The sequence below is a fragment of the Streptomyces sp. NBC_01571 genome, assembly GCF_026339875.1.
In the GTDB taxonomy this organism is placed as follows: Bacteria; Actinomycetota; Actinomycetes; order Streptomycetales; family Streptomycetaceae; genus Streptomyces.
Window position 1 is genome coordinate 6,177,718 of sequence record NZ_JAPEPZ010000001.1, and the last position, 19,808, is coordinate 6,197,525.

Here is a 19,808-nt window from a genome sequence, read left to right on the forward strand (position 1 = left end):
ACAAGGGCGGTCCCGGAGGTTCCGGGGCCGCTCTCGTCGTAGGCGTCGGGGATACTGGAAGGCGCAGAACCGAAGAGGGAAAGGCCACACACGTGACTGAGATCGAGATCGGGCGCGGCAAGCGCGGCCGCCGGGCGTACGCCTTCGACGACATCGCCGTCGTCCCGAGCCGCCGTACGCGGGACCCGAAGGAGGTCTCGATCGCCTGGCAGATCGACGCCTACCGCTTCGAGCTGCCGTTCCTGGCCGCCCCGATGGACTCGGTCGTCTCCCCGGCCACCGCGATCCGCATCGGCGAGCTGGGCGGCCTGGGTGTCCTCAACCTCGAAGGCCTGTGGACGAGGTACGAGGACCCGCAGCCGCTGCTCGACGAGATCGCCGGGCTGGACGTGGACACCGCGACCCGTCGTCTGCAGGAGATCTACGCGGCTCCCATCAAGGAGGAGCTGATCGGGCAGCGCATCAAGGAGGTGCGCGACTCCGGAGTCGTCACCGCCGCGGCGCTGTCGCCGCAGCGCACGGCGCAGTTCTCCAAGGCCGTGGTCGACGCGGGTGTGGACATCTTCGTCATCCGCGGTACGACGGTGTCGGCGGAGCACGTCTCGGGCGCCGCCGAGCCGCTGAACCTCAAGCAGTTCATCTACGAACTGGACGTCCCGGTCATCGTCGGCGGCTGCGCCACGTACACCGCGGCCCTGCACCTGATGCGCACCGGCGCGGCGGGTGTCCTGGTCGGCTTCGGCGGCGGCGCCGCGCACACCACGCGCAACGTGCTGGGCATCCAGGTTCCGATGGCCACCGCCGTCGCCGACGTGGCCGCGGCCCGCCGCGACTACATGGACGAGTCCGGCGGCCGGTACGTGCACGTCATCGCCGATGGTGGGGTCGGCTGGTCCGGCGACCTCCCCAAGGCCATCGCCTGCGGCGCCGACTCGGTGATGATGGGCTCCCCGCTCGCCCGTGCCACGGACGCGCCCGGCAAGGGCCACCACTGGGGCATGGAGGCGGTCAACGAGGAGCTGCCGCGCGGCAAGAAGGTCGACCTCGGCACCGTCGGCACCATCGAGGAGATCCTCACCGGCCCGTCGCACATCCCGGACGGGTCCATGAACATCTTCGGCGCCCTGCGCCGCGCCATGGCCACCACCGGCTACAGCGAGCTCAAGGAGTTCCAGCGCGTCGAGGTGACGGTCGCGGACTCGCAGCACAAGCGGTGACACCGCGCTCGACCTGAGCGAGGGGCCCGGACCGGCATCGGTCCGGGCCCCTCGCGTGTGCCTACGGGTTACCGGCCGGCCTTCCGCGTGCTGGAGAACGCCACATAGGCGGCGATCGCGAAGAAGAGGAAGGTCAGGGGGTCGGCGTCGGCCTTCCAGGCTTCCTGAAGGACGTCGAAGTGCTGGAAGAACAGCTCGTTGAAGCCGTATGGGGTGTCTTTGGCACCGATGACGCCCTCGCCCACGATCTGGCCGAGGCAGACCGGGCCCGCGGACAGGAGGACGGCGGCGATGGGCAGGACGGGGTTGCGGCCGCCGACTCGGCCCGCCACGAGACCGATCAGGAAGCCGCCGCCCACGGCGGCCCAGCCGATCTCGTGCCGGGTGAGGCCGATGACGGCGCCGTAGAGGCCCGCCGCGACCACGGCGGTGCCCGCGGCGGCCGCGAGGCCGAGAACGAGGCTGTTGCGCACGGGGGCGGCCGGAACGGCGGGCGCCATCGGGTGGCCGGGCTGCGGGAGGCGCTGCTGCGGGTGGCCCTGCTGCGGGTGGCCCGGCTGCGGGGCGGCCGACTGGGCGGTGCCCGGCTGCGCGGAGGCCGGTTGCGCGGAGGCCTGCTGGTCGGCGTACGGGTTCGGGCCGGCGTACGGGTTGTCGACCGGTGGACCGGACGGCGGCGGCGACTGAGTCATGTGGATCCCCCCGGGGACGTGAGCGCACACCTGAGAGCGCCCGGGACGCGGGCGTACGTGTGTGCGAGAGCGGACGCACATCAACAGGCGGCAGTGACATCGGGTCCGGGGATTTCGGTGAGGTCAGAGCCGGTGTGCCGCTCCCGTGGGAGTCGCCCCGCGGGTGTCCAGGAGGAGCTGGGCCTTCACGGACAGGCCCTGGAGGTCGTACGTCCGGTGCTGCTGGAGCAGGATCGTGAGGTCGGCGTCGGCGGCGGCCTCGTAGAGGGAGTCGGCGCGCGGGACGGGGTGGCCGAGGACGTTCCAGGCGGGGACGAGCGGGTCGTGGTAGCTGACGGACGCGCCGAGTTCCATCAGACGCAGGGCGATCTCGTGGGCGGGCGTGCCCTGTTGGTCGGCGAGATCGGCCTTGTAGGTGACGCCGAGCAGGAGCACGCGCGCGGCGCGGGCCGATTTCCCGTGCTCGTTGAGGAGGGCCGCGGCGCGCCGGATGACGTACTGCGGCATGTGGCTGTTGACCTGCTGGGCCAGTTCGACCATGCGCAGGGAGCGGGGCGCGCGGCCGGTCAGGTCCTGGGGAATGCCGTGCCCGCCGACGCCGGGGCCCGGCCGGAACGCCTGGAAGCCGAACGGCTTGGTCTCGGCGCAGCGGATGACGTCCCACAGGTCGACGCCGAGGTCGTGGCAGAGCACGGCCATCTCGTTGACCAGGGCGATGTTCACGTGCCGGTAGTTGGTCTCCAGAAGCTGCACCGTCTCCGCCTCGCGTGGTCCCCGCGCGCGGACGACCTTGTCCGTGAGGCGTCCGTAGAAGGCGGCGGCCGACTCGGTGCAGGCGGGCGTGAGTCCCCCGATGATCTTGGGGGTGTTGGCCGGGGTGAAGTCGCGGTTGCCGGGGTCGACCCGGCTGGGCGAGTAGGCGAGGTGGAAGTCGCGTCCCGCCCGCAGCCCGGACCCCTCTTCGAGGAGGGGGCGCAGGAAGTCGTCCGTGGTCCCGGGGTGCACCGGTGACTCCAGGATCACCGTGGTGTGCGGGCGCAGGTGCGCGGCCAGGGTGCGGGCGGCGGAGGCCACCTGGGCCAGATCGTGCGCGCCGTCCGGGCCCGGCGGGGTCGGGGCGCAGATGACGGCGGTGCGGACACGGCCGAGTTCGACCGGGTCGGTGGTCGGCCGGAAGCCCCCCGAGAGCATCCGGCGCAGTTCGGCGGGGGTCAGCGAGCCGCCTTCCGGCCCGGTCTTGTAGCCGAGCGTGGAGATGCCGGCGGCGACGGCGGCCTGGGCCAGGGGCAGGCCGAGATGACCGAGTCCGATGACGGCGAGATCTGCGGGCATGGCGTGGGCCGTCCTTCCCAGTAACCGAAGCGGGACAGGTGCGCAAGTCCTGTGGACAGGATGGACGAGCGCAATGTCAGACTAGGAGTAAATATGACCGATTTGTGGGATTGGTCGGGCGCGTTTCCGCGAGTGTTGTCCACAGGCTGAGGGTGCGTGGTGGCCGAAGAAGGGCAAGACGGTCAGACTTTGGGCAGGGGGCATGTGAGCCGGGCGTCGCCGGACAGGCGCGGCCAGCGCGACAGACAGCGGGAGGCAGCGGTGAGGACAGCGAAACTGGGGCCGGCGGAGCGTGCCGAGTCCCTGGCGGGAATGGCCGAGCGCGAGCTGGACGTGCTGGTCGTGGGCGCGGGCGTGGTCGGTGCGGGCACCGCGCTCGACGCCGTGACACGCGGCCTGTCCACCGGCCTGGTCGAGGCCCGTGACTGGGCCTCGGGCACGTCGAGCAGGTCCAGCAAGCTGATCCACGGCGGCCTGCGCTACCTGGAGATGCTCGACTTCGCCCTGGTGCGCGAAGCCCTGAAGGAGCGTGGACTCCTCCTGGAGCGGCTCGCACCGCACCTGGTGAAGCCCGTGCCCTTCCTCTATCCCCTCCAGCACAAGGGCTGGGAGCGGCTGTACGCGGGATCGGGCGTCGCCCTGTACGACGCCATGTCGATGACGAGCGGCCACGGACGCGGACTGCCCACCCATCGCCACCTCTCCCGTGGCAAGGCCCTGCGCGTCGCCCCCGCGTTGAAGAAGGACGCACTGGTGGGCGCGCTGCAGTACTACGACGCGCAGGTGGACGACGCCCGCTATGTGGCGAACCTGGTGCGCACGGCGGCGGCGTACGGAGCGAAGGTCGCCAACCGCGCCCGCGTGACCGGCTTCCTGCGCGAGGGCGAGCGCGTGGTCGGCGCCCGGGTGCAGGACGTCGAGGGCGGCGGGGAGTACGAGATCCACGCCAAGCAGATCGTCAACGCCACCGGAGTGTGGACCGACGACACCCAGGCCATGGTCGGCGAGAGGGGCCAGTTCCACGTACGCGCCTCGAAGGGCATCCACCTGGTCGTGCCGAAGGACCGGATCAACTCCTCGACCGGCCTGATCCTGCGCACCGAGAAGTCCGTCCTCTTCGTCATCCCCTGGGGACGGCACTGGATCATCGGGACCACGGACACCGACTGGGACCTCGACAAGGCCCACCCGGCGGCGTCCAGCGCGGACATCGACTATCTGCTGGAGCACGTGAACTCGGTGCTCTCGGTACCGCTGACCCGCGACGACGTCCAAGGGGTGTACGCGGGGCTGCGGCCGCTCCTCGCCGGCGAGTCGGACGCCACCAGCAAGCTGTCGCGCGAGCACACGGTGGCCCATCCGGTGCCGGGACTCGTGGTCGTGGCGGGCGGCAAGTACACGACCTACCGGGTGATGGCCAAGGACGCGGTCGACGAGGCGGTGCACGGACTCGACCAGCGTGTCGCCGAGTGCGTCACCGAGGACACCCCGCTGCTCGGCGCCGAGGGGTACCGGGCCCTGTGGAACGCGCGGGCGCGCATAGCGCAGCGCACCGGACTCCATGTGGTCCGCGTGGAACACCTGTTGAACCGCTACGGGACGCTCGCCGAGGAGGTCCTCGACCTCATCGCCGCCGACCCGGCGCTGGGGGAGCCGCTGCCGGCCGCCGAGGACTATCTCAAGGCCGAGATCGTCTACGCCGCCTCGCACGAGGGCGCCCGCCACCTGGACGACGTGCTGACCCGGCGGACCCGCATCTCGATCGAGACCTTCGACCGCGGGACGCGCAGCGCGCGCGAGGCCGCCGAGCTGATGGCGCCGGTCCTCGGTTGGGACAAGGACCAGATCGAGCGCGAGGTGGAGCACTACGAGAAGCGGGTCGAGGCCGAGCGGGAGTCCCAGCGTCAGCCGGACGACCTGACGGCCGACGCGGCGCGGCTCGGTGCCCCGGACATCGTGCCCATCTGACCTGCGGTTTCCGGCACATCACCCGAACGGGTGCAGTGATCCGGGATCTCTGTTCGGGTCCTGCCCGTTCTACCGGGTGCGGGGGCAGAACTCGGCGGAGAGCAGGGCGGGTTCGAGACGAGGATCGGCGATCTTGTCCGTGTTCACGCGGAAGGTGAGGACATGACGGCCGTCGACATCGGCCGCGGTGCGCACATAGCTGCCGGATATGCGGCCGTTGTGCCCCCACACCGTGATGCCGCAGGCCAGCTTCACGGGATAGAGGCCCATGCCGTACACACCCTGTGCGGTGCGGGTGTTGAGCATCTCGCGCAGCTGGTGGGGCGGGAGCAGCTCGCCGCCGAGGAGGGCCGCGTAGAAGCGGTTCAGGTCGGCGAGCGTGGTGACGAGCTCACCCGCCGCACCGGCCACGCGCGGGTCGAGTTCGGTGACGTCCCTGCCGTCGGCGGCGTACGAGCGGCCGTGCGGCGAGGGCAGTGATCTCAGGCCGCCGGGGAAAGAGGTACCGGTCAGACGGAGCGGGGCGATGACGCGCCGCTCGGCCTCGGTGGCGTACGAATGGCCGGTGACCCGGTGAATGACCAGACCGAGCAGGACGTAGTTGGTGTTCGAGTAGGCGAAGCGGCCGCGGGCGGCCGGGGGGTGGGTGAGCGCGAGGTGTACGGCACGGAGCGGCGTGAGGGGAACGGTGCCTCCGGTGTCCGCGGTGAAGTCGTACAGACCGCTGGTGTGGGTCAGCAGGGAGCGCAGGGTCAGCCGGCGGCCGTCGTTGCCCGCTCCGCGGACCAGACGCGGAAGATGAGCGTCCACGGAATCGGACAGCGACAGCCGGTGTTCGGCGGCCAGTTGCAGCACCACGGTCGCGATGAGCGTCTTGGTGACGCTGCCCGCACGGAAGTGGTCGGCTCGGGCGATTCCCCGGCCGGCGCCGGCGAAGCGTGAGCCCGTGCCGTCGTAGGACAGCAGGGCCGCGGCCGGGGCCCCGCCCCGGGTGACGAGACGGACGAGGGCGGCACCCGTGGCCCGGGAGACGGACGTTGGCGAGCCGGCCGGCGCGACGGAGACGAGGGGGTACGAGGTGAACGGCGTCGAAGAACCGCGGGCTCGCGAGGCCTTCGGCTCGGGAGGAGCGGGCGGCGGCGAGTCCGTCGGCGCGGACGGCGGGACCGTCCTCGAACCGCCCGGGCGGGGTGGCGTGGGACCTGAGGGACCCACCGACGCCAGGGAGACGAAGGAAGGCGAGAAGGACGGGTTCAGGCCGAACAGACCGGCCGAGGCCAGTACCACGAGGGTCAGGGACAGTGGTATGACCAGGAGTGTCCGAGGTGTCCGGCGCGGTGGCATCGGCGGTCCTTCCTTCTCGCCGTCCATCATGCGGGACGCCGCGGTCCCGGCACCGGGCGGACCCCTTCCGAGGGGCACCCTGGGCGCTGAGCGCTTGTCGGGTGAGGGACAATGAAGGCTCTGTCAGGGCGGGTTGCATGAGGGGACGCATGTCGGACGCGGAGCGGGCGGGAGCATCCCGTCAGGACAAGAGCGAACGTCTCCTCGCCGGGCGGTACCGGCTGGGGGATGTTCTCGGCCGCGGCGGCATGGGCACGGTCTGGCGGGCCCAGGACGAAACGCTGGGCCGCACGGTCGCCGTCAAGGAGCTGAGGTTCCCGTCGAGCATCGACGAGGACGAGAAACGGCGGCTGATCACGCGCACTCTGCGTGAGGCCAAGGCGATCGCGCGCATTCGCAACAACGGCGCGGTGACGGTCTTCGACGTGGTCGACGAGGACAACAGGCCGTGGATCGTGATGGAACTCGTCGAGGGCAAGTCGCTCGCCGAGGTCATCCGTGAGGACGGCCTCCTCACACCTAAGCGCGCCGCCGAGGTGGGGCTCGCGATACTCGACGTACTGCGGTCGGCGCACCGCGAGGGCATCCTGCACCGCGACGTGAAGCCGTCGAACGTGCTGATCTCCGACGACGGCCGGGTCGTGCTGACCGACTTCGGCATCGCCCAGGTCGAGGGCGACCCGTCGATCACCTCGACCGGCATGCTCGTGGGCGCGCCCTCCTACATCTCCCCCGAGCGGGCGCGCGGTCACAAGCCCGGCCCCGCGGCCGACCTGTGGTCGCTGGGCGGGCTGCTGTACGCGTCGGTCGAGGGCGTTCCGCCGTACGACAGGGGCTCCGCGATCGCGACACTCACCGCGGTCATGACCGAACCGGTGGAACAGCCGAAGAACGCGGGTCCGCTGGAGACCGTGATCTACGGCCTGCTCGCCAAGGACCCCGAACAGCGGCTCGACAACGAGCGTGCGCGGGCGATGCTCAGCGAGGTGATCCGCGCCCCCGAGCCCAGGGCGGCCGTCCCCGAGCCGGTGGACGCGACGAAGGTCGTGTCGTTGCCGCCGCTGCCGGACGAGGACTCCCGCAAGGGGAGTTCGGGCGGCTCCGGCGCCAAGCGGGGCGAGGAGGCCGGCGAGCGGTTCCGCGGCGCGCTGCGTTCCGTGCGGAAGGCCGCTTCCGCGGCCGGTGCGGCCACCGCGGCGGCGACGGCGCGCGCCAAGTCCACGGGTACGACCGGCCCGGACACCGGCACCGGCACGGGCGCGGTGGGCACCGAGGGCACGGAACCGAAGACGCCGACGGCTCCGCCGGCCGCGACCCCGTCGAAGCCCGCGGACGGGAAGGCCGCGACGGCCGGCTCGGGCACGTCGGGCGCGGTCACACCGGGCCCGCGCACCGGAGCGGCGGACGTCTCCCGCAAGCCGGGCGCCCGCGACGGCGCGGCGGTGGGGCTGAGCTCCGGCCCGGTCGGCGGATCGGGTGCGAAGGACACCGCAGGCTCGGCGGATTCGACGCGTGTGGTGGGCGCGGCCGGTTCGAGCGGGACCGCGGGCGGCTCGGGCTCGGGGGGTTCCCAGGGTTCAGGATGGCCCGTGGCGCCCGAGCGGCCGCCGCGGCCCGCGCCGAGGGCGCCGCTCACCGATGTGGTGCCGCGGCGGACCCTGGTCGTCATCGCGGTGGTCCTGGCGCTCGTGGTGATCGGGACGGTGCTGGCCCTCACCCTCGGCGGCGGTGACGACAGCGGCTCGAAGGGCGGCAAGACCGACGACACCAAGTCGGCCGCGTCGAGCGGGGCGAACGCCGGCAGCGGCGGCAAGGACGCGAGCAAGGGCGCGCACACCGACAACGGCGACAAGAAGGACGGCTCCTCCGGGTCGGACGAGGGCAGCGCTTCGGGCGCAACGCCGAGCACGGGCGCCTCCGGTGACGGGAGCGGCTCGGACGGCGACAGCGTTTCGGGCGGCGACGGCAAGGAGGCCGGCTCCGCGGGCTCCACCGCCGAGTCGAAATACCAGGGAAGCCAGGGGTTCTCGATCGGGCTGCCCAAGGGCTGGAAGTACCGGTCCACGGACGATGCGGGCGCCCGTTTCACCGGCCCCGACGGGCAGAAGCTCCTCGTCGGCTGGACGGCGACACCCAAGAACGACCCGGTGGCGGACTGGGAGAACCAGGCGCGGTACATGACGCGCTCGCAGTATCAGAAGATCCGCATAGAGGCGGTGGACTATCGCGGCTGGAACACCGCCGACTGGGAGTTCACCTACCAGGACGGCGGGACGAAGTACCGGTCGATCGACCGCGGATTCGTTGTCAACGCCCATCAGGGGTATGCGTTGATGTACACGGCGAAGGCCTCCGCCTGGGACAGCGATCTGCGCAAGGACACCTGGCAGACGTTGACGAAGACGTTCCAGCCGAAGTCGTGAGACGCGGGCCCGAGCCCGAGTCGTGAGGTTCGGGCCGGTTCGCCCGGGGTGTCTGATGTAGGGCTCGGTCACGGGCTGGTGACATCTCGCATCCTCACATTGCGGGTTGCCTCCGGCACGTATCGTGAGTGGTTGCGGACCGTACCAAGCCGTAACGGGACGCAAGGCGAACGGAATTGACCACCGGGCGGCCGGGGGAGGCATCGTGGACGAGTACGCGGGTCGGGTACTGGCCGACCGCTACCGCCTGCCGCTGCCGCCGTCCGACGAGTACGAGTTCGCCGAGAGCCGCGCGTTCGACACCTACAGCGGGCAGGAAGTCCTGGTCCGGCAGGTGCCGTTGCCGGAGGTCGTCGAGGCCGAGGTGCTCGACGCCGACGGGTTGCCCGAGGGCTACGTGGCGCGGGACGGCGGGGTGCGCCGCGCCTCCGCGCGCACCACGCGCCGGCCGGCCGAACCCGCCGTGCGACGGGCGATCGAGGCCGCGCAGGCCGCCGCCCAGATTCCCGACCACCCCCGGCTCGACCAGGTCTTCGACGTGTTCGCCGAAGGTGGCTCACTGTGGATAGTGAGTGAACTGGTGCCCGCGAAGCCGCTGGCCGCGCTGCTCGCCGAGAAGCCACTGAGCCCCTACCGCGCCGCCGAGGTCGCCGCCGACGTCCTCACCGCGCTGCGGGTGCTGCACGCGCACGGGTGGGTGCACCGCAACATCACCGCGCGCACGGTACTCGTCTGTGACGACGGCCGGGTGATGCTGACCGGGCTGGCGGCCGGGGCCGCGGAGGAGGCGCTGTGCGGGTACGACCCGGTACCGGTACGGGACTTTGAAGGTCCGGCGGGCGCGCCGGGCGATCCCGGAGGGCCGGGGGTGCCCGGAGCGCCGGGGGCCCCGGGGCCCGGTGGGACGCGGACTTCCCGGGTGTCGCAGGTGGCGCAGGTCCCGCCGGTTCCCCGAGGTTCGAGGGCTGCCGGGGGTGAGGGCGGTGGGGGCACCGGGCCGGCGTGGAACGCCGGTTCGCCGGGCGCGCCTTCCGGCACGGGCCCCGGGGCGGGCGCCTCGCGGGGCGTGAGCGGTGCGGGAGCCGGAGCTCCGGGGGCCACGAGTCCCGGGGGCACGTTCGGTGCCGTGGTCGCCGGCGCCGAAGGGATCGATGCGGAGGCCGCGCGGCGGGCCGCGATCGAGGCGCGCGCCGAGAACGGTACGCCCGTGGCGGAACCACCGGCCGCAGGCAGCGCGGCCCTGGCCCGCCGGGCACTGGAGACCGGGGGCGACGCCCGGGCTGCGCGGGCCGGAGCCATCGCCGCGTACCGCGCCGGAGCGCGCGCCGCCGCCCGCGTGCACGAACAGCAGCGGGGTGGCCCCGCCGCCCTGCCCCCGCCACGCCCCGCCCCGCCGGCCGACTCCTCCGCACCGCCCGCCGAGGCGTCCGGACACATCGTGGAACAGCGGCCGGAGACCCCGCCGCCCGGTCAGATCGCCGACCCGTACGGCGTGGCGCACACCAGCGCCTGGCACGGCGCCCAGCCCCGCCCCGGCACCGTGGGCCCCGGCCAGGGCGTCGCCCCGGGTCCCGGACAGGATTTCGACCAGAGCACCGGCCGACGAACCGGCCACAACCCCGGCCAGGCGGCCGGCCAGAGCGAGACTGGTCGGTCTCCCGGCCAGACCGCGGGTCAAGGCTTCGGTCAAGGCGCAGGTCAAGGCTTCGGCCAGGGCCCAGGCCAGGGCTTCGGTCAGAGCGCGAGCCGGGAAATCGAGCACAACACCGGCCAGGGCCTCGTCCAAGGCACCGGCTCCGACACCGCCCAAGGCACCGGCCACCACCCCGGTCAGGGCCTCGGCACCCACCCCGGCCAGGGCTTCGGCCAAGAAGCCGGCACCGGCACCGGCACCGGCCAAGGCTTCGGCACCGGCACCGGCACCGGCCAAGGTTTCGGCGAGGGCACCGGCCAGGGCTTCGTTCAAGGTGTGGGCCAGGGAGGCGATCACAACGCGGGCCGGGGTGTCGGCCGACACGTCCCCGCTCAGGGCATCGATCCCGGCGGCGTCACCCGGGGCCACGGCCACGACACCGGTCGGACCCCCGGAACCCCCACCGCACAAGACCTCGGCCAAGGCGGCGGCCAGGCGCGTACGGCGCTCCCGGGCGGCGGCGCCGGACACGGTCGCTTCGCCCCGGAACTTCCCGGCGGCGGCGCATCCGCCCCGGTGCCCGGACAGCGGCAGTCCGCGGTTCCCGTGCCTCCGAACGGCCGCTGGGACGAGCTCGTCGCCGGTGCGCCGCCACGCCGCGGACCCGCCACGGCGCTCGCCGCGGAGCGGGCCCGGCAGGCGCGGATGGCGGTCGTCGGCCCGGTCACCGAGCGCTGGGCGCCGGAGCAGGCCGGACCGGTCCACGAGAACTGGCAGCTGGCGGCGCCGATCGGTCCCGCGACCGACCTGTGGGCCCTGGGTGCCCTCCTCTTCCGGGCCGTGCAGGGCCACGCGCCCTACCCGGAGGAGAACACCGCCGAGCTGGTGCAACTGGTGTGCGCCGAGCCGCCCGCGTTCGCGGAGGAGTGCGGGCCCCTGCGGCCCGTCGTGGAGTCGCTACTGCGTCAGGACCCCACGGAACGGCTCGGCTTCGAGGAGCTGCGCGGCTGGCTGCGCTCGCTGGTGCGGTCCGCGCCCGAGCCGGAGGCGGGCGCGCACGTCGTCGCGGCGCCTCCGGTCGATCCCAGCCGGCTCCCGATCGTGCGCAGGAGGGGCGAACTCGTCCGCCGGCGCCGCGCCGGACTGCCCGCGACCAGCCCGCACGCCCGTCACAAACGGGCCAGGAGCGACCGACCGGTCCGCCAGCCGAGCCGGACCGGCCAGGACAGGCCCCGACGGCTCGGGCGCAACCTGGTCCTGCTGGTCCTGCTTCTGCTGGTCGCGGCGGTCGCGTACGCGATGGTCTTCATGCCGAAGAACGACCGGACGAACGGTGCCGGCGACCGGCCCGCCGGCTCCGGCGGACAGCTGAGCCCCGCGCCGGAGAACTCCTCCGGCACCGGCGCCGACGGAAGCGCGAGCAGCGAGCCGCGGCCCGACCAAACCTCTCCCGGCGGTGACAAGGACCCCTCAGGGAAAGCCAGTTCGCCGGCCTCCCAGAGCAACGCACCGGGCGTCGCGGCTGGCTTCACGCTCCGCAAGGACTCCGCGGGCTTCCAGGTCGCGGTGGCCGACGGCTGGGACCGCTCGCCCAAGAACGAGCGCGGCCAGGTCGTCTACTCCCACGGCGACTTCGAGCTCATCGTCGTGCCCGGCCGGGACAGCACCGCGACCTACGGCAGTGATCCACTGACGTACCAGCGCGAACGGGAGAGCGAGTTGCAGCCGTTCCGCGACTCGACATGGGCGACGTCCAGCGGGATGCGGCGGATCGACGTCGGCGGACGGACCATGGCCGAGGGGCAGTTCACCTGGCAGAACTCCGCGGGACAGGAGCTGTACGTCCGCAATCTCGTGATCGTCGTCGGCGGGCACTACCACATCGTGCAGATGCGCGGCCCGGAGGCCGAGATGGACGAGGTGACCCGGCTGTACGAACAGGCGTCGTCGACGTACCAAGTCACCGGCTGAGCACACCGCCTGACACCTGCGCACGCTGAACGCGGAATGGTTCCCTTCCGTACCGGGAAGGGAGAACCGTCACAGTGCGGTCTCCGTACGACCCCGCCGGTTCCCTGTGGGGTGACCGCTCTTTAGTCTGACCCTGTCAAGACCATTGCGGGGAAACGTGAATCAGATGCAGGGCCTGCTCCTCGCGGGCCGCTACCGACTTGTCGAATCCATCGGCAGCGGCGGCATGGGCCGCGTGTGGCGTGCGCACGACGAGGTGTTGCACCGCGCGGTCGCGGTCAAGGAGCTGACGGCCGCGCTGTACGTCACGGAGACCGACCGGGCCGTGCTCCTGGCCCGTACCCACGCGGAGGCGCGGGCCGCGGCCCGGATCAACCACTCGGCCGTCGTCACCGTGCACGACGTGCTGGACCACGACAACCGGCCATGGATCGTCATGGAGCTGGTCGAGGGCAACTCGCTGGCCGACGCGGTCAAGGAACAGGGCCGGATCGAACCGGCCGAGGCCGCGCGGATCGGGCTGTGGGTGCTCCGGGCCCTGCGGGCCGCGCACACGGCGGGAGTGCTGCACCGTGACGTGAAGCCCGGCAACGTGCTGCTCTCCGCCGACCGGCGGGTGCTGCTGACGGACTTCGGGATCGCGCAGGTCGAGGGCGACACGACCATCACGCGTACGGGTGAGATCGTCGGCTCGGTCGACTATCTCGCGCCCGAGCGGGTGCGCGGCCAGGACCCCGGTCCGTCCTCCGACCTGTGGGCGCTCGGCGCGACGCTGTACACGGCCGTGGAGGGGCGCTCGCCGTTCCGGCGGACCTCGCCGCTGACGACCATGCAGGCCGTGGTCGACGAGGAGCCCGCGCCGCCGCGGTACGCGGGTGCGCTGGGTCCCGTCATCACCGCGCTGCTGCTCAAGGATCCCGCCGTACGGCCCGGCGCGGAGGAGGCCGAGCAGATGCTCGCCGAAGCCGCGGATGGACGCCGCCCGAGCGCGGCGCAGGCGTATGTGCCAACCCAACATGTGGACGCCACGAGAGGTGCGCCCACGCACTCTCCGGCGGGCGCATATGGAACGACCACACAGGGCACCACGGCACATGGCACGGCCAGACATGGCACAACGGGATATGACGGGACGGGACATGGCACGGCCGCCCAGGGATACGGCGGGCCGCCCCACGGGGCGACATCGACGCTGAACGGACCGGCGTCCGGACCCGCGGCCGGTGTTCCCGTCGGCGCCGGGAAGCGCCGCCGCGGACGGACGATCGCCCTCGTCCTCGCCTTCGCCGCGCTCGTCGGCGGTGGCGGTGCCGTGGCCATGAAATACCTGTCCGACCGGCACGGGCACAGCAATGCCTCGACCGGCAAGGACACCACCGGCAAGAAGACCACCGGCTGGAGGCAGGTGCCGGACCCCGAGGGGTTCAGCCTCCCCCTGCCCGACGGTTCATGGAAGCGGAAGGCCAACGGCGACCAGGTCGACTACACGCCCGACGGCGGCAAGCACTTCGTCCGCATAGCCGTCGACGCCTCCCCGGACTTCACCGACCCGCACGCGCACCAGCTCGACCTGGAGCAGCAGTTGACCAAGCTGGTCGCCTACAACAAGGTGGTCTTGGAGTCCAACACGTTCCGCGACCGGCCCGGCTCCCTGTGGGACTTCACCTGGACCGCGCTCCCGAAGCAGACGCCGTTCCCGGGTCCGCGCCGGGCGATTGAGGAGACATATCTCAGCCGGGACGGAGTCGAGTACGCGATCTACATGTCCGCGCCCGCGGCCGACTGGGCCACCGCGCGGAAGCAGTTCGACGTGATCCTGCGCGGCTGGCTCCCGAAAGCATGAGGACGCCTGCCGGATCCGGCAGGTCTGACAAGGCCGGATAACAGCCACCGTCGAAGACGGATCCCGGAGGGCGTCCGTCCGGTGCGGCATGATGGGGCGTAGGGGGACCGAGAGGGAGAACGTCCGCGTGATCGCCGGGCGTTACCGGCTGGAGTACAAGTGGACGGCGCGGGTGCAGGGTTCACGCCCCTCTGGGGGCGTACGGAGCCGCCGACCTGATGTATATCGCCCGGAGCGGGGTTGATTACGCGATCTGCATGGCCCGCCGCTTGATGCTCTCACCGCTTGATTTCGCTCTCTCGCCAGCCCTGCAGTACGGTCTCAAACGCAAGTCGGCTCCAGCAGCATCAAGGAACCCGAGATCAACACTTCAGGCTGGGACGATCCAGGCACTCGCCGAGGCCCTGGCTGCCTGACCAACATAAACATCTCACTCCGGGCGATTCGCCGGAGAGTGGATTCATGTTCTCGGATTATCAGGGGATTACCCTGCTGGGTCCGTGCAACATCCTCAAGAGCAGAGTGAAGTGATCAGTCTTTCACGAGTGCTCTCCACCGTTTGAATTCGCTCGGTTCTACCGCAAGCCTTTGATGAAAATCCGTATAAGAGCTCGGCCGAACAGGCCGTGAAGATGGCTCGGATTGTTGCGCTCAGGCCCAATCGAAGCAAGTCCTGACTATCTTGTCCCCTTCCCAGACCGCCACGTTCACGCCGATATAGCGGAGCCAACCGTTGGTGTTTGACGCGTGAGTGGTGAAGGAGAGTTTCGATCCCTCTCCGTCGTATTCGTGATGCCAGGGCCATGGATAGTTTTGAGCACTACCATCGGTGGAAAGAAGTTGAATGGCCACATGGTGGCCATCGGCAGCGGTGTCCTTTACCCAGCCACTGACGTCCACGTAATTGTCTGACCAGTTGGTGAATGTGAGACTTCCCGAGGCGCCGGTCGTAGAGCACGCGGCGCCGCCACTCGCTGCGCTGGCATTGGTCACCGTGGTCGTAGCGAATATTGCCACCGCCGCAACACTCGTGACGGAAAGGCGCTTCAATGTGTTTCCCATAAAGAAAGTATAAGGGCTTCCATGATTCACGTGACAGCATGATTCCAGCCGCTCATTCTGCCCTGTGTGGTGCGTATCCTTTGGTGATTTGCCATGCTTTGTATATTGTTCAGAGCAGGTTACGGCCGAAAATGATCGCCACTGGCCCGCCCGGGCCGCCCCGGTCACGCACGCCGACGAACTGGCCGAACTCGCCGCCTCCCAGGAGCCGTCGCGGACACCGGGGCCCGTCGGCGTGCCAAGCCGGTTGCTCCCGGATCTTCGTAGACAAGGCGTCCTGCAGGAACACGGTCCAGTCGGACCTCGGCAAGGCGCTGGACCACCTCCGTGAGGGCGACTTTGCCGGTGGTGAAGCCCGGATGCGCTTCGCGCAGGACCTTCCGCAGACCCAGAGGGCGTTCGGCGAGCAGGTGGGTGACCGCGTGCGTGCAGACGTGGGCGGCGGGCTCGCTGATCCCGACCCCGGCAGCGAGTGTTGAGGCGCCCTTTCGTCGCGGTGGCCCCGTCGATTCCGTCCCGCATGGTCCGCGCCGAGGCCTGAGTTCCCTGGTGGATGCCACCGGCTGTCCTGGGCAACGGCACTTGGCCGGTCGCCGCCACGGAGGGCGTCCGTCCGGTGCGGCATGATGGGACGCATGGGGACCGAGGGGGAAAACGTCCGCGTGATCGCCGGCCGGTACCGGCTGGAGGCCAGGATCGGGCGGGGCGGCATGGGTGTCGTCTGGCGGGCCGCCGACCAACTGCTCGGCCGTCAGGTCGCGGTGAAGGAGCTCGTCCTCGACCACTCGCTGTCCGCGGACGAGGCCCGTCAGCAGAGCGATCGCACCCTGCGCGAGGCCCGCGCGGTCGCCCAGCTGCACCACCCGCACATCATCGTCGTGCACGACGTCGTGGAGGAGGCCGAACGCCCCTACATCGTGATGGAGTTGATCGACGGCGGCTCGCTCGCCGAGCGGATCTCCGCGGACGGCCCGGTCGACGCACGCGAGGCCGCCCGGATCGGCATCGCGCTCCTCGGGGCGCTGCGCCGCGCGCACGACGCGGGGATCCTGCACCGCGACCTCAAGCCCGCGAACGTCCTGATGGAGGCGGGCACCGACCGGGTCGTCCTCACGGACTTCGGCATCGCCCAGGTCGCGGGCGCGACGACACTCACCGAGAGCGGCTCCTTCGTCGGCTCGCCCGAGTACACCGCGCCCGAGCGGATGTCCGGGGCGAGGACCGGGCCCGAGTCCGACCTGTGGTCGCTGGGCGCGCTGCTGTGCACGGTGCTGAGCGGCGAGTCGCCGTTCCGCCGCGACTCCCTGGGCGGCATCCTGCACGCGGTCGTCATGGACGAGATCAGGCCGCCGACGCAGGCCGCGCCCCTGCTCCCCGTCGTACGGGGGCTGCTGGAGCGCGATCCGGACCGGCGGCTCGACGCGGTGGAGGCGGAGCGGCTGCTGCGGGCGTTCCGGCAGACCGGCCGCACACCGCGGCCCGCGCCGCCCGGGTACTCGGCCACGCAGCGCGACGTACCGAAGCGCAGGCCCGTGCCGCCGGACGCCGCACCCCCGGTGCCCTCCGCCGGCTCGGCCTCCACCGCCGTGCCGGAGCCGACCGCGAAGCGCTCCGCGCGGGGCCTGCTCGTCGCCGCGCTGGTCGCCGCGATGGCGGGTGCGGGGGTGTCGGCGGCCGCACTGCTGATGCACGACGGCCGGAACGGGGACGGCGGTGGTGGGGGCGGTACGCCGGCCACGTCGGCGAGTGCGGCGCCGGGGGCCTCGGCGAGCGCGTCGGCGTCCGTGAGCGGCCAGGTGTCCCCGACTACCCCGCACCCCACGGTCACCGTCACCCGGGAGCGGACGCCGACCGCCGCCGACCGCACCGCGCCGGCCGGTTACCGGACCGTGCGCGATCCGGACGGGTACGCGCTCGCCGTCCCCGACGGCTTCACACGCGATCCGCAGGGCGAGCGGATCTTCTACATGTCGCCGGGGCAGACCTTCCGGATCGGCATCAAGGTGTCGGACCCCGTGGTGGGCGGCCCGCTCGTGGTGATGCGGAACGCGGACGCCGACGGGCCGTCCACGAACCCGGGTTACCACGACGGCACGGTCACCTCCACCACGCACGCCGGACGTCCCGCCGCGCTGTGGGAGTTCACGTGGGAGGGCTTCACCGAGGCGGAGGGGCCGCGGCACACGTACGACCTCTGCTGGGAGGAGCGCGGCCGGATGTACGACGTGTGGGTCTCGGCGCCGGTCGGGAGGATGACGGAGGCGAAGAAGTACTTCGACGTGGCGGTGGGCACCTTCACCGCCGCGTGAATCGCTCCTAGGCGGTGCAGAAGCGGCATATCGGCGGTGTGGCGCGTCACGGGTCTGTGACCGGTACGCGACGGGTCTGGATGCCGGAGCGCGGGCCGCGATAGGGATGGACCCATGAGCAGTGACGGGGGAGTCCCGCAAGGCACCGACGAGCCGACCAGTTTTGCCCTGCAGCCACCGCGGCGGGTGACGCCCGCGGGGCAGCAGAGCGTGCCCTACCCGGGCAATCCGTATGCCGAGCCGACCGGGACCGCCCCGCGGACGCAGGCCGGCCCTCCACAGCAGCCGCAGCCCGCACAAGCGCATCCGCAGCCCGCACAGCCACCGACCGCGCAGCCGCAGTCCGCGCGCCAGGGGAACGCGCATCCGCCGTCCCAGCAATCACCCCGTCCTCAGCTCGCGCATCCACAACCGCCACAGTCTCCGCGGCCCGGACCTCCGCAGTCCCCACCGGGATCGTCCCCGCAGGACCCCGGCACCGGGCGGCTCGTCGCCGGCCGCTACCGGCTGCTGGCCAGACTGGGTCACGGTGGCATGGGGACGGTCTGGCGGGCCAAGGACGAGACGGTGGACCGCGAGGTCGCCGTCAAGGAACCCCGGCTCCCGGACCACCTGCCCGAGCGTGAACGCGCCAACGCCTTCGAGCGGATGCGCCGCGAGGCGCGCGCCGCGGCCCGGCTCGACCACCCCGCGGTGGTGAACGTCCACGACGTCGCGGTCGTGGACGGGCAGCCGTGGATCGTCATGGAGCTGGTTCGGGGCCGTTCGCTGGGCGCCGCCCTCGAAGAGGGCACGCTCGGTGCGCGGGAGGCGGCGCGGATCGGCCTGGAGGTGCTCGGCGCTCTGGAGGCGGCGCACGCGGCGGGCATTCTGCACCGTGACGTCAAGCCCGACAACGTCCTGCTCGGCCCGCACGGCCGGGTGGTCCTCACCGACTTCGGCATCGCGCAGATCGAGGGAGAGACCAGTCTGACGGACACCGGCGGCTTCGTCGGCTCGCCCGAGTTCATCGCGCCCGAACGGGTGCTGGGCCAGCGCCCGGGCCCGTCCTGCGACCTCTGGTCGCTCGGCGTCGTTCTCTACGCGGCCACGGAGGGCGTGTCGCCCTTCCGGCGCAGCAACACCCCGGCCACCCTGCAGTCCGTGCTCAACTCCACCCCGGCGCCGCCCGCTTCGGCGAAGGGACCGCTGGCGGAGGCGATCAACGGGCTGCTGGACAAGGACCCGTCCCGACGCCTCGGGGCCGACCGGGTGCGCCCGCTCCTGGCGGCGGCAGCCGACCCGCCCGTCCAGGCGCCCACGCAGATCGTGCGGGTTCCCGAGGACGGGGGGACCGGCGGGACGACGCGGAACGTCGGGACGGGACGCGACGGTGTCCGGGTCCCTCGTGTGGCCCTGTTCGGGCTGGGCGCGGCCGTCGTCGCGGCGGCCGTGACGGCTTACCTGGTGATCGCGAACCCGTTCGCGGGACCGCTGCCCGACGACTGGCGGAAGCACCACGAGAAGGACGTCACCGCGACGCTCGCGGTGCCCGCGGGCTACCAGAGGACGACCCCGGACCGGACGTCGGACAAGGGCCACTGGGTCATGTACACCGACTGGAGCGGCGGCGTCTGGATAAGCCTCGGTGTGGCCCGGAAGTCCGAGGACACGTCCCATCAGATCAAGGACTCCTCGGCCGCCCAGATGTACGCCGACAACGGCGACTTCAAGCAGAGCGGCGCGTACGCCCTCGACATGCCCGAGGGGCCGAGGACGACGCCGAAGGAGACCACGTACCACGGCAGGCAGTCCGCGGAGAACACCGTCGTCTACACGACGAACGACAGCCAGGACCCGCGCCCGCGCGAGCTGCGCGTGTTCTATTACAAGTCGTCCGCGGGAGACATGTACAAGCTCACGATCAGCTATCCGGGCAAGGGCGACTTCACGGCCCGCGGCCGTGCCGTCGCGAGGACGGCGATCGCGAACCTGGACATCGACAAGGGGTAGGAGTCCGAGAGCCGACCCCGCC

The 19,808-nt window shown here is 71.7% G+C and carries 11 protein-coding genes; 7 read left to right on the forward strand and 4 right to left on the reverse strand.

Going from position 1 to position 19,808, the window contains the following annotated elements; genetic code table 11:
* Nucleotides 1–92: 92 nt before the first annotated feature.
* Nucleotides 93–1,217 carry a GuaB3 family IMP dehydrogenase-related protein gene (locus OHB41_RS28035; protein ID WP_266700887.1) on the forward strand — a complete coding sequence of 375 codons (1,125 nt, stop codon included), beginning with the start codon at nt 93–95 and terminating at the stop codon, nt 1,215–1,217.
* 68 nt (nt 1,218–1,285) lie between these two features.
* Here the strand turns inward: OHB41_RS28035 and OHB41_RS28040 are convergent, their stop codons facing one another.
* Together OHB41_RS28040 and OHB41_RS28045 are read right to left on the reverse strand one after the other, a co-directional pair.
* Complete coding sequence (locus OHB41_RS28040; RefSeq protein ID WP_266700888.1) at nt 1,286–1,909, reverse strand: hypothetical protein; 624 nt, start codon at nt 1,907–1,909, stop codon at nt 1,286–1,288.
* A gap of 123 nt (nt 1,910–2,032) precedes the next feature.
* Nucleotides 2,033–3,241 carry a nucleotide sugar dehydrogenase gene (locus OHB41_RS28045; protein ID WP_266700889.1) on the reverse strand — a complete coding sequence of 403 codons (1,209 nt, stop codon included), beginning with the start codon at nt 3,239–3,241 and terminating at the stop codon, nt 2,033–2,035.
* 261 nt (nt 3,242–3,502) lie between these two features.
* Between OHB41_RS28045 and OHB41_RS28050 the strand changes: the two genes are divergently transcribed.
* The gene (locus tag OHB41_RS28050; protein ID WP_266700890.1) at nt 3,503–5,209 is read left to right on the forward strand and encodes a glycerol-3-phosphate dehydrogenase/oxidase; all 1,707 of its coding nucleotides are present in this window, start codon (nt 3,503–3,505) and stop codon (nt 5,207–5,209) included.
* A 69-nt stretch (nt 5,210–5,278) separates the two neighbouring features.
* Here the strand turns inward: OHB41_RS28050 and OHB41_RS28055 are convergent, their stop codons facing one another.
* Entirely contained in the window at nt 5,279–6,553 is a 1,275-nt protein-coding gene (locus OHB41_RS28055; RefSeq protein ID WP_266700891.1) for a serine hydrolase domain-containing protein, read from the reverse strand.
* 149 nt (nt 6,554–6,702) lie between these two features.
* On the opposite strand from OHB41_RS28055, the gene OHB41_RS28060 reads away from it, so the two are divergent.
* The 3 genes from OHB41_RS28060 to OHB41_RS28070 all read left to right on the forward strand — a co-directional run bounded on the left by OHB41_RS28060 (nt 6,703) and on the right by OHB41_RS28070 (nt 14,423).
* On the forward strand, nt 6,703–8,976 hold the full coding sequence (locus OHB41_RS28060; RefSeq protein ID WP_266706182.1) for a serine/threonine-protein kinase: 2,274 nt from the start codon (nt 6,703–6,705) through the stop codon (nt 8,974–8,976).
* A gap of 205 nt (nt 8,977–9,181) precedes the next feature.
* Nucleotides 9,182–12,580 (forward strand): serine/threonine kinase C-terminal domain-containing protein, encoded by a 3,399-nt coding sequence (locus tag OHB41_RS28065; protein ID WP_266700892.1) that lies wholly within the window; start codon nt 9,182–9,184, stop codon nt 12,578–12,580.
* Nucleotides 12,581–12,746: 166 nt separating this feature from the next.
* Nucleotides 12,747–14,423 (forward strand): serine/threonine-protein kinase, encoded by a 1,677-nt coding sequence (locus tag OHB41_RS28070; protein ID WP_266706184.1) that lies wholly within the window; start codon nt 12,747–12,749, stop codon nt 14,421–14,423.
* Between the two features lie 651 nt (nt 14,424–15,074).
* On the opposite strand, the gene OHB41_RS28075 is transcribed toward OHB41_RS28070, so the two are convergent.
* Nucleotides 15,075–15,485, reverse strand: coding sequence for a hypothetical protein (locus OHB41_RS28075; protein WP_266700893.1), 411 nt, complete (start codon nt 15,483–15,485; stop codon nt 15,075–15,077).
* A gap of 635 nt (nt 15,486–16,120) precedes the next feature.
* Between OHB41_RS28075 and OHB41_RS28080 the strand changes: the two genes are divergently transcribed.
* Entirely contained in the window at nt 16,121–17,794 is a 1,674-nt protein-coding gene (locus tag OHB41_RS28080; RefSeq protein ID WP_266700894.1) for a serine/threonine-protein kinase, read from the forward strand.
* Nucleotides 17,795–17,908: 114 nt separating this feature from the next.
* On the forward strand, nt 17,909–19,786 hold the full coding sequence (locus tag OHB41_RS28085) for a serine/threonine-protein kinase (RefSeq protein WP_266700895.1): 1,878 nt from the start codon (nt 17,909–17,911) through the stop codon (nt 19,784–19,786).
* The last annotated feature ends 22 nt before the right edge of the window (nt 19,787–19,808 follow it).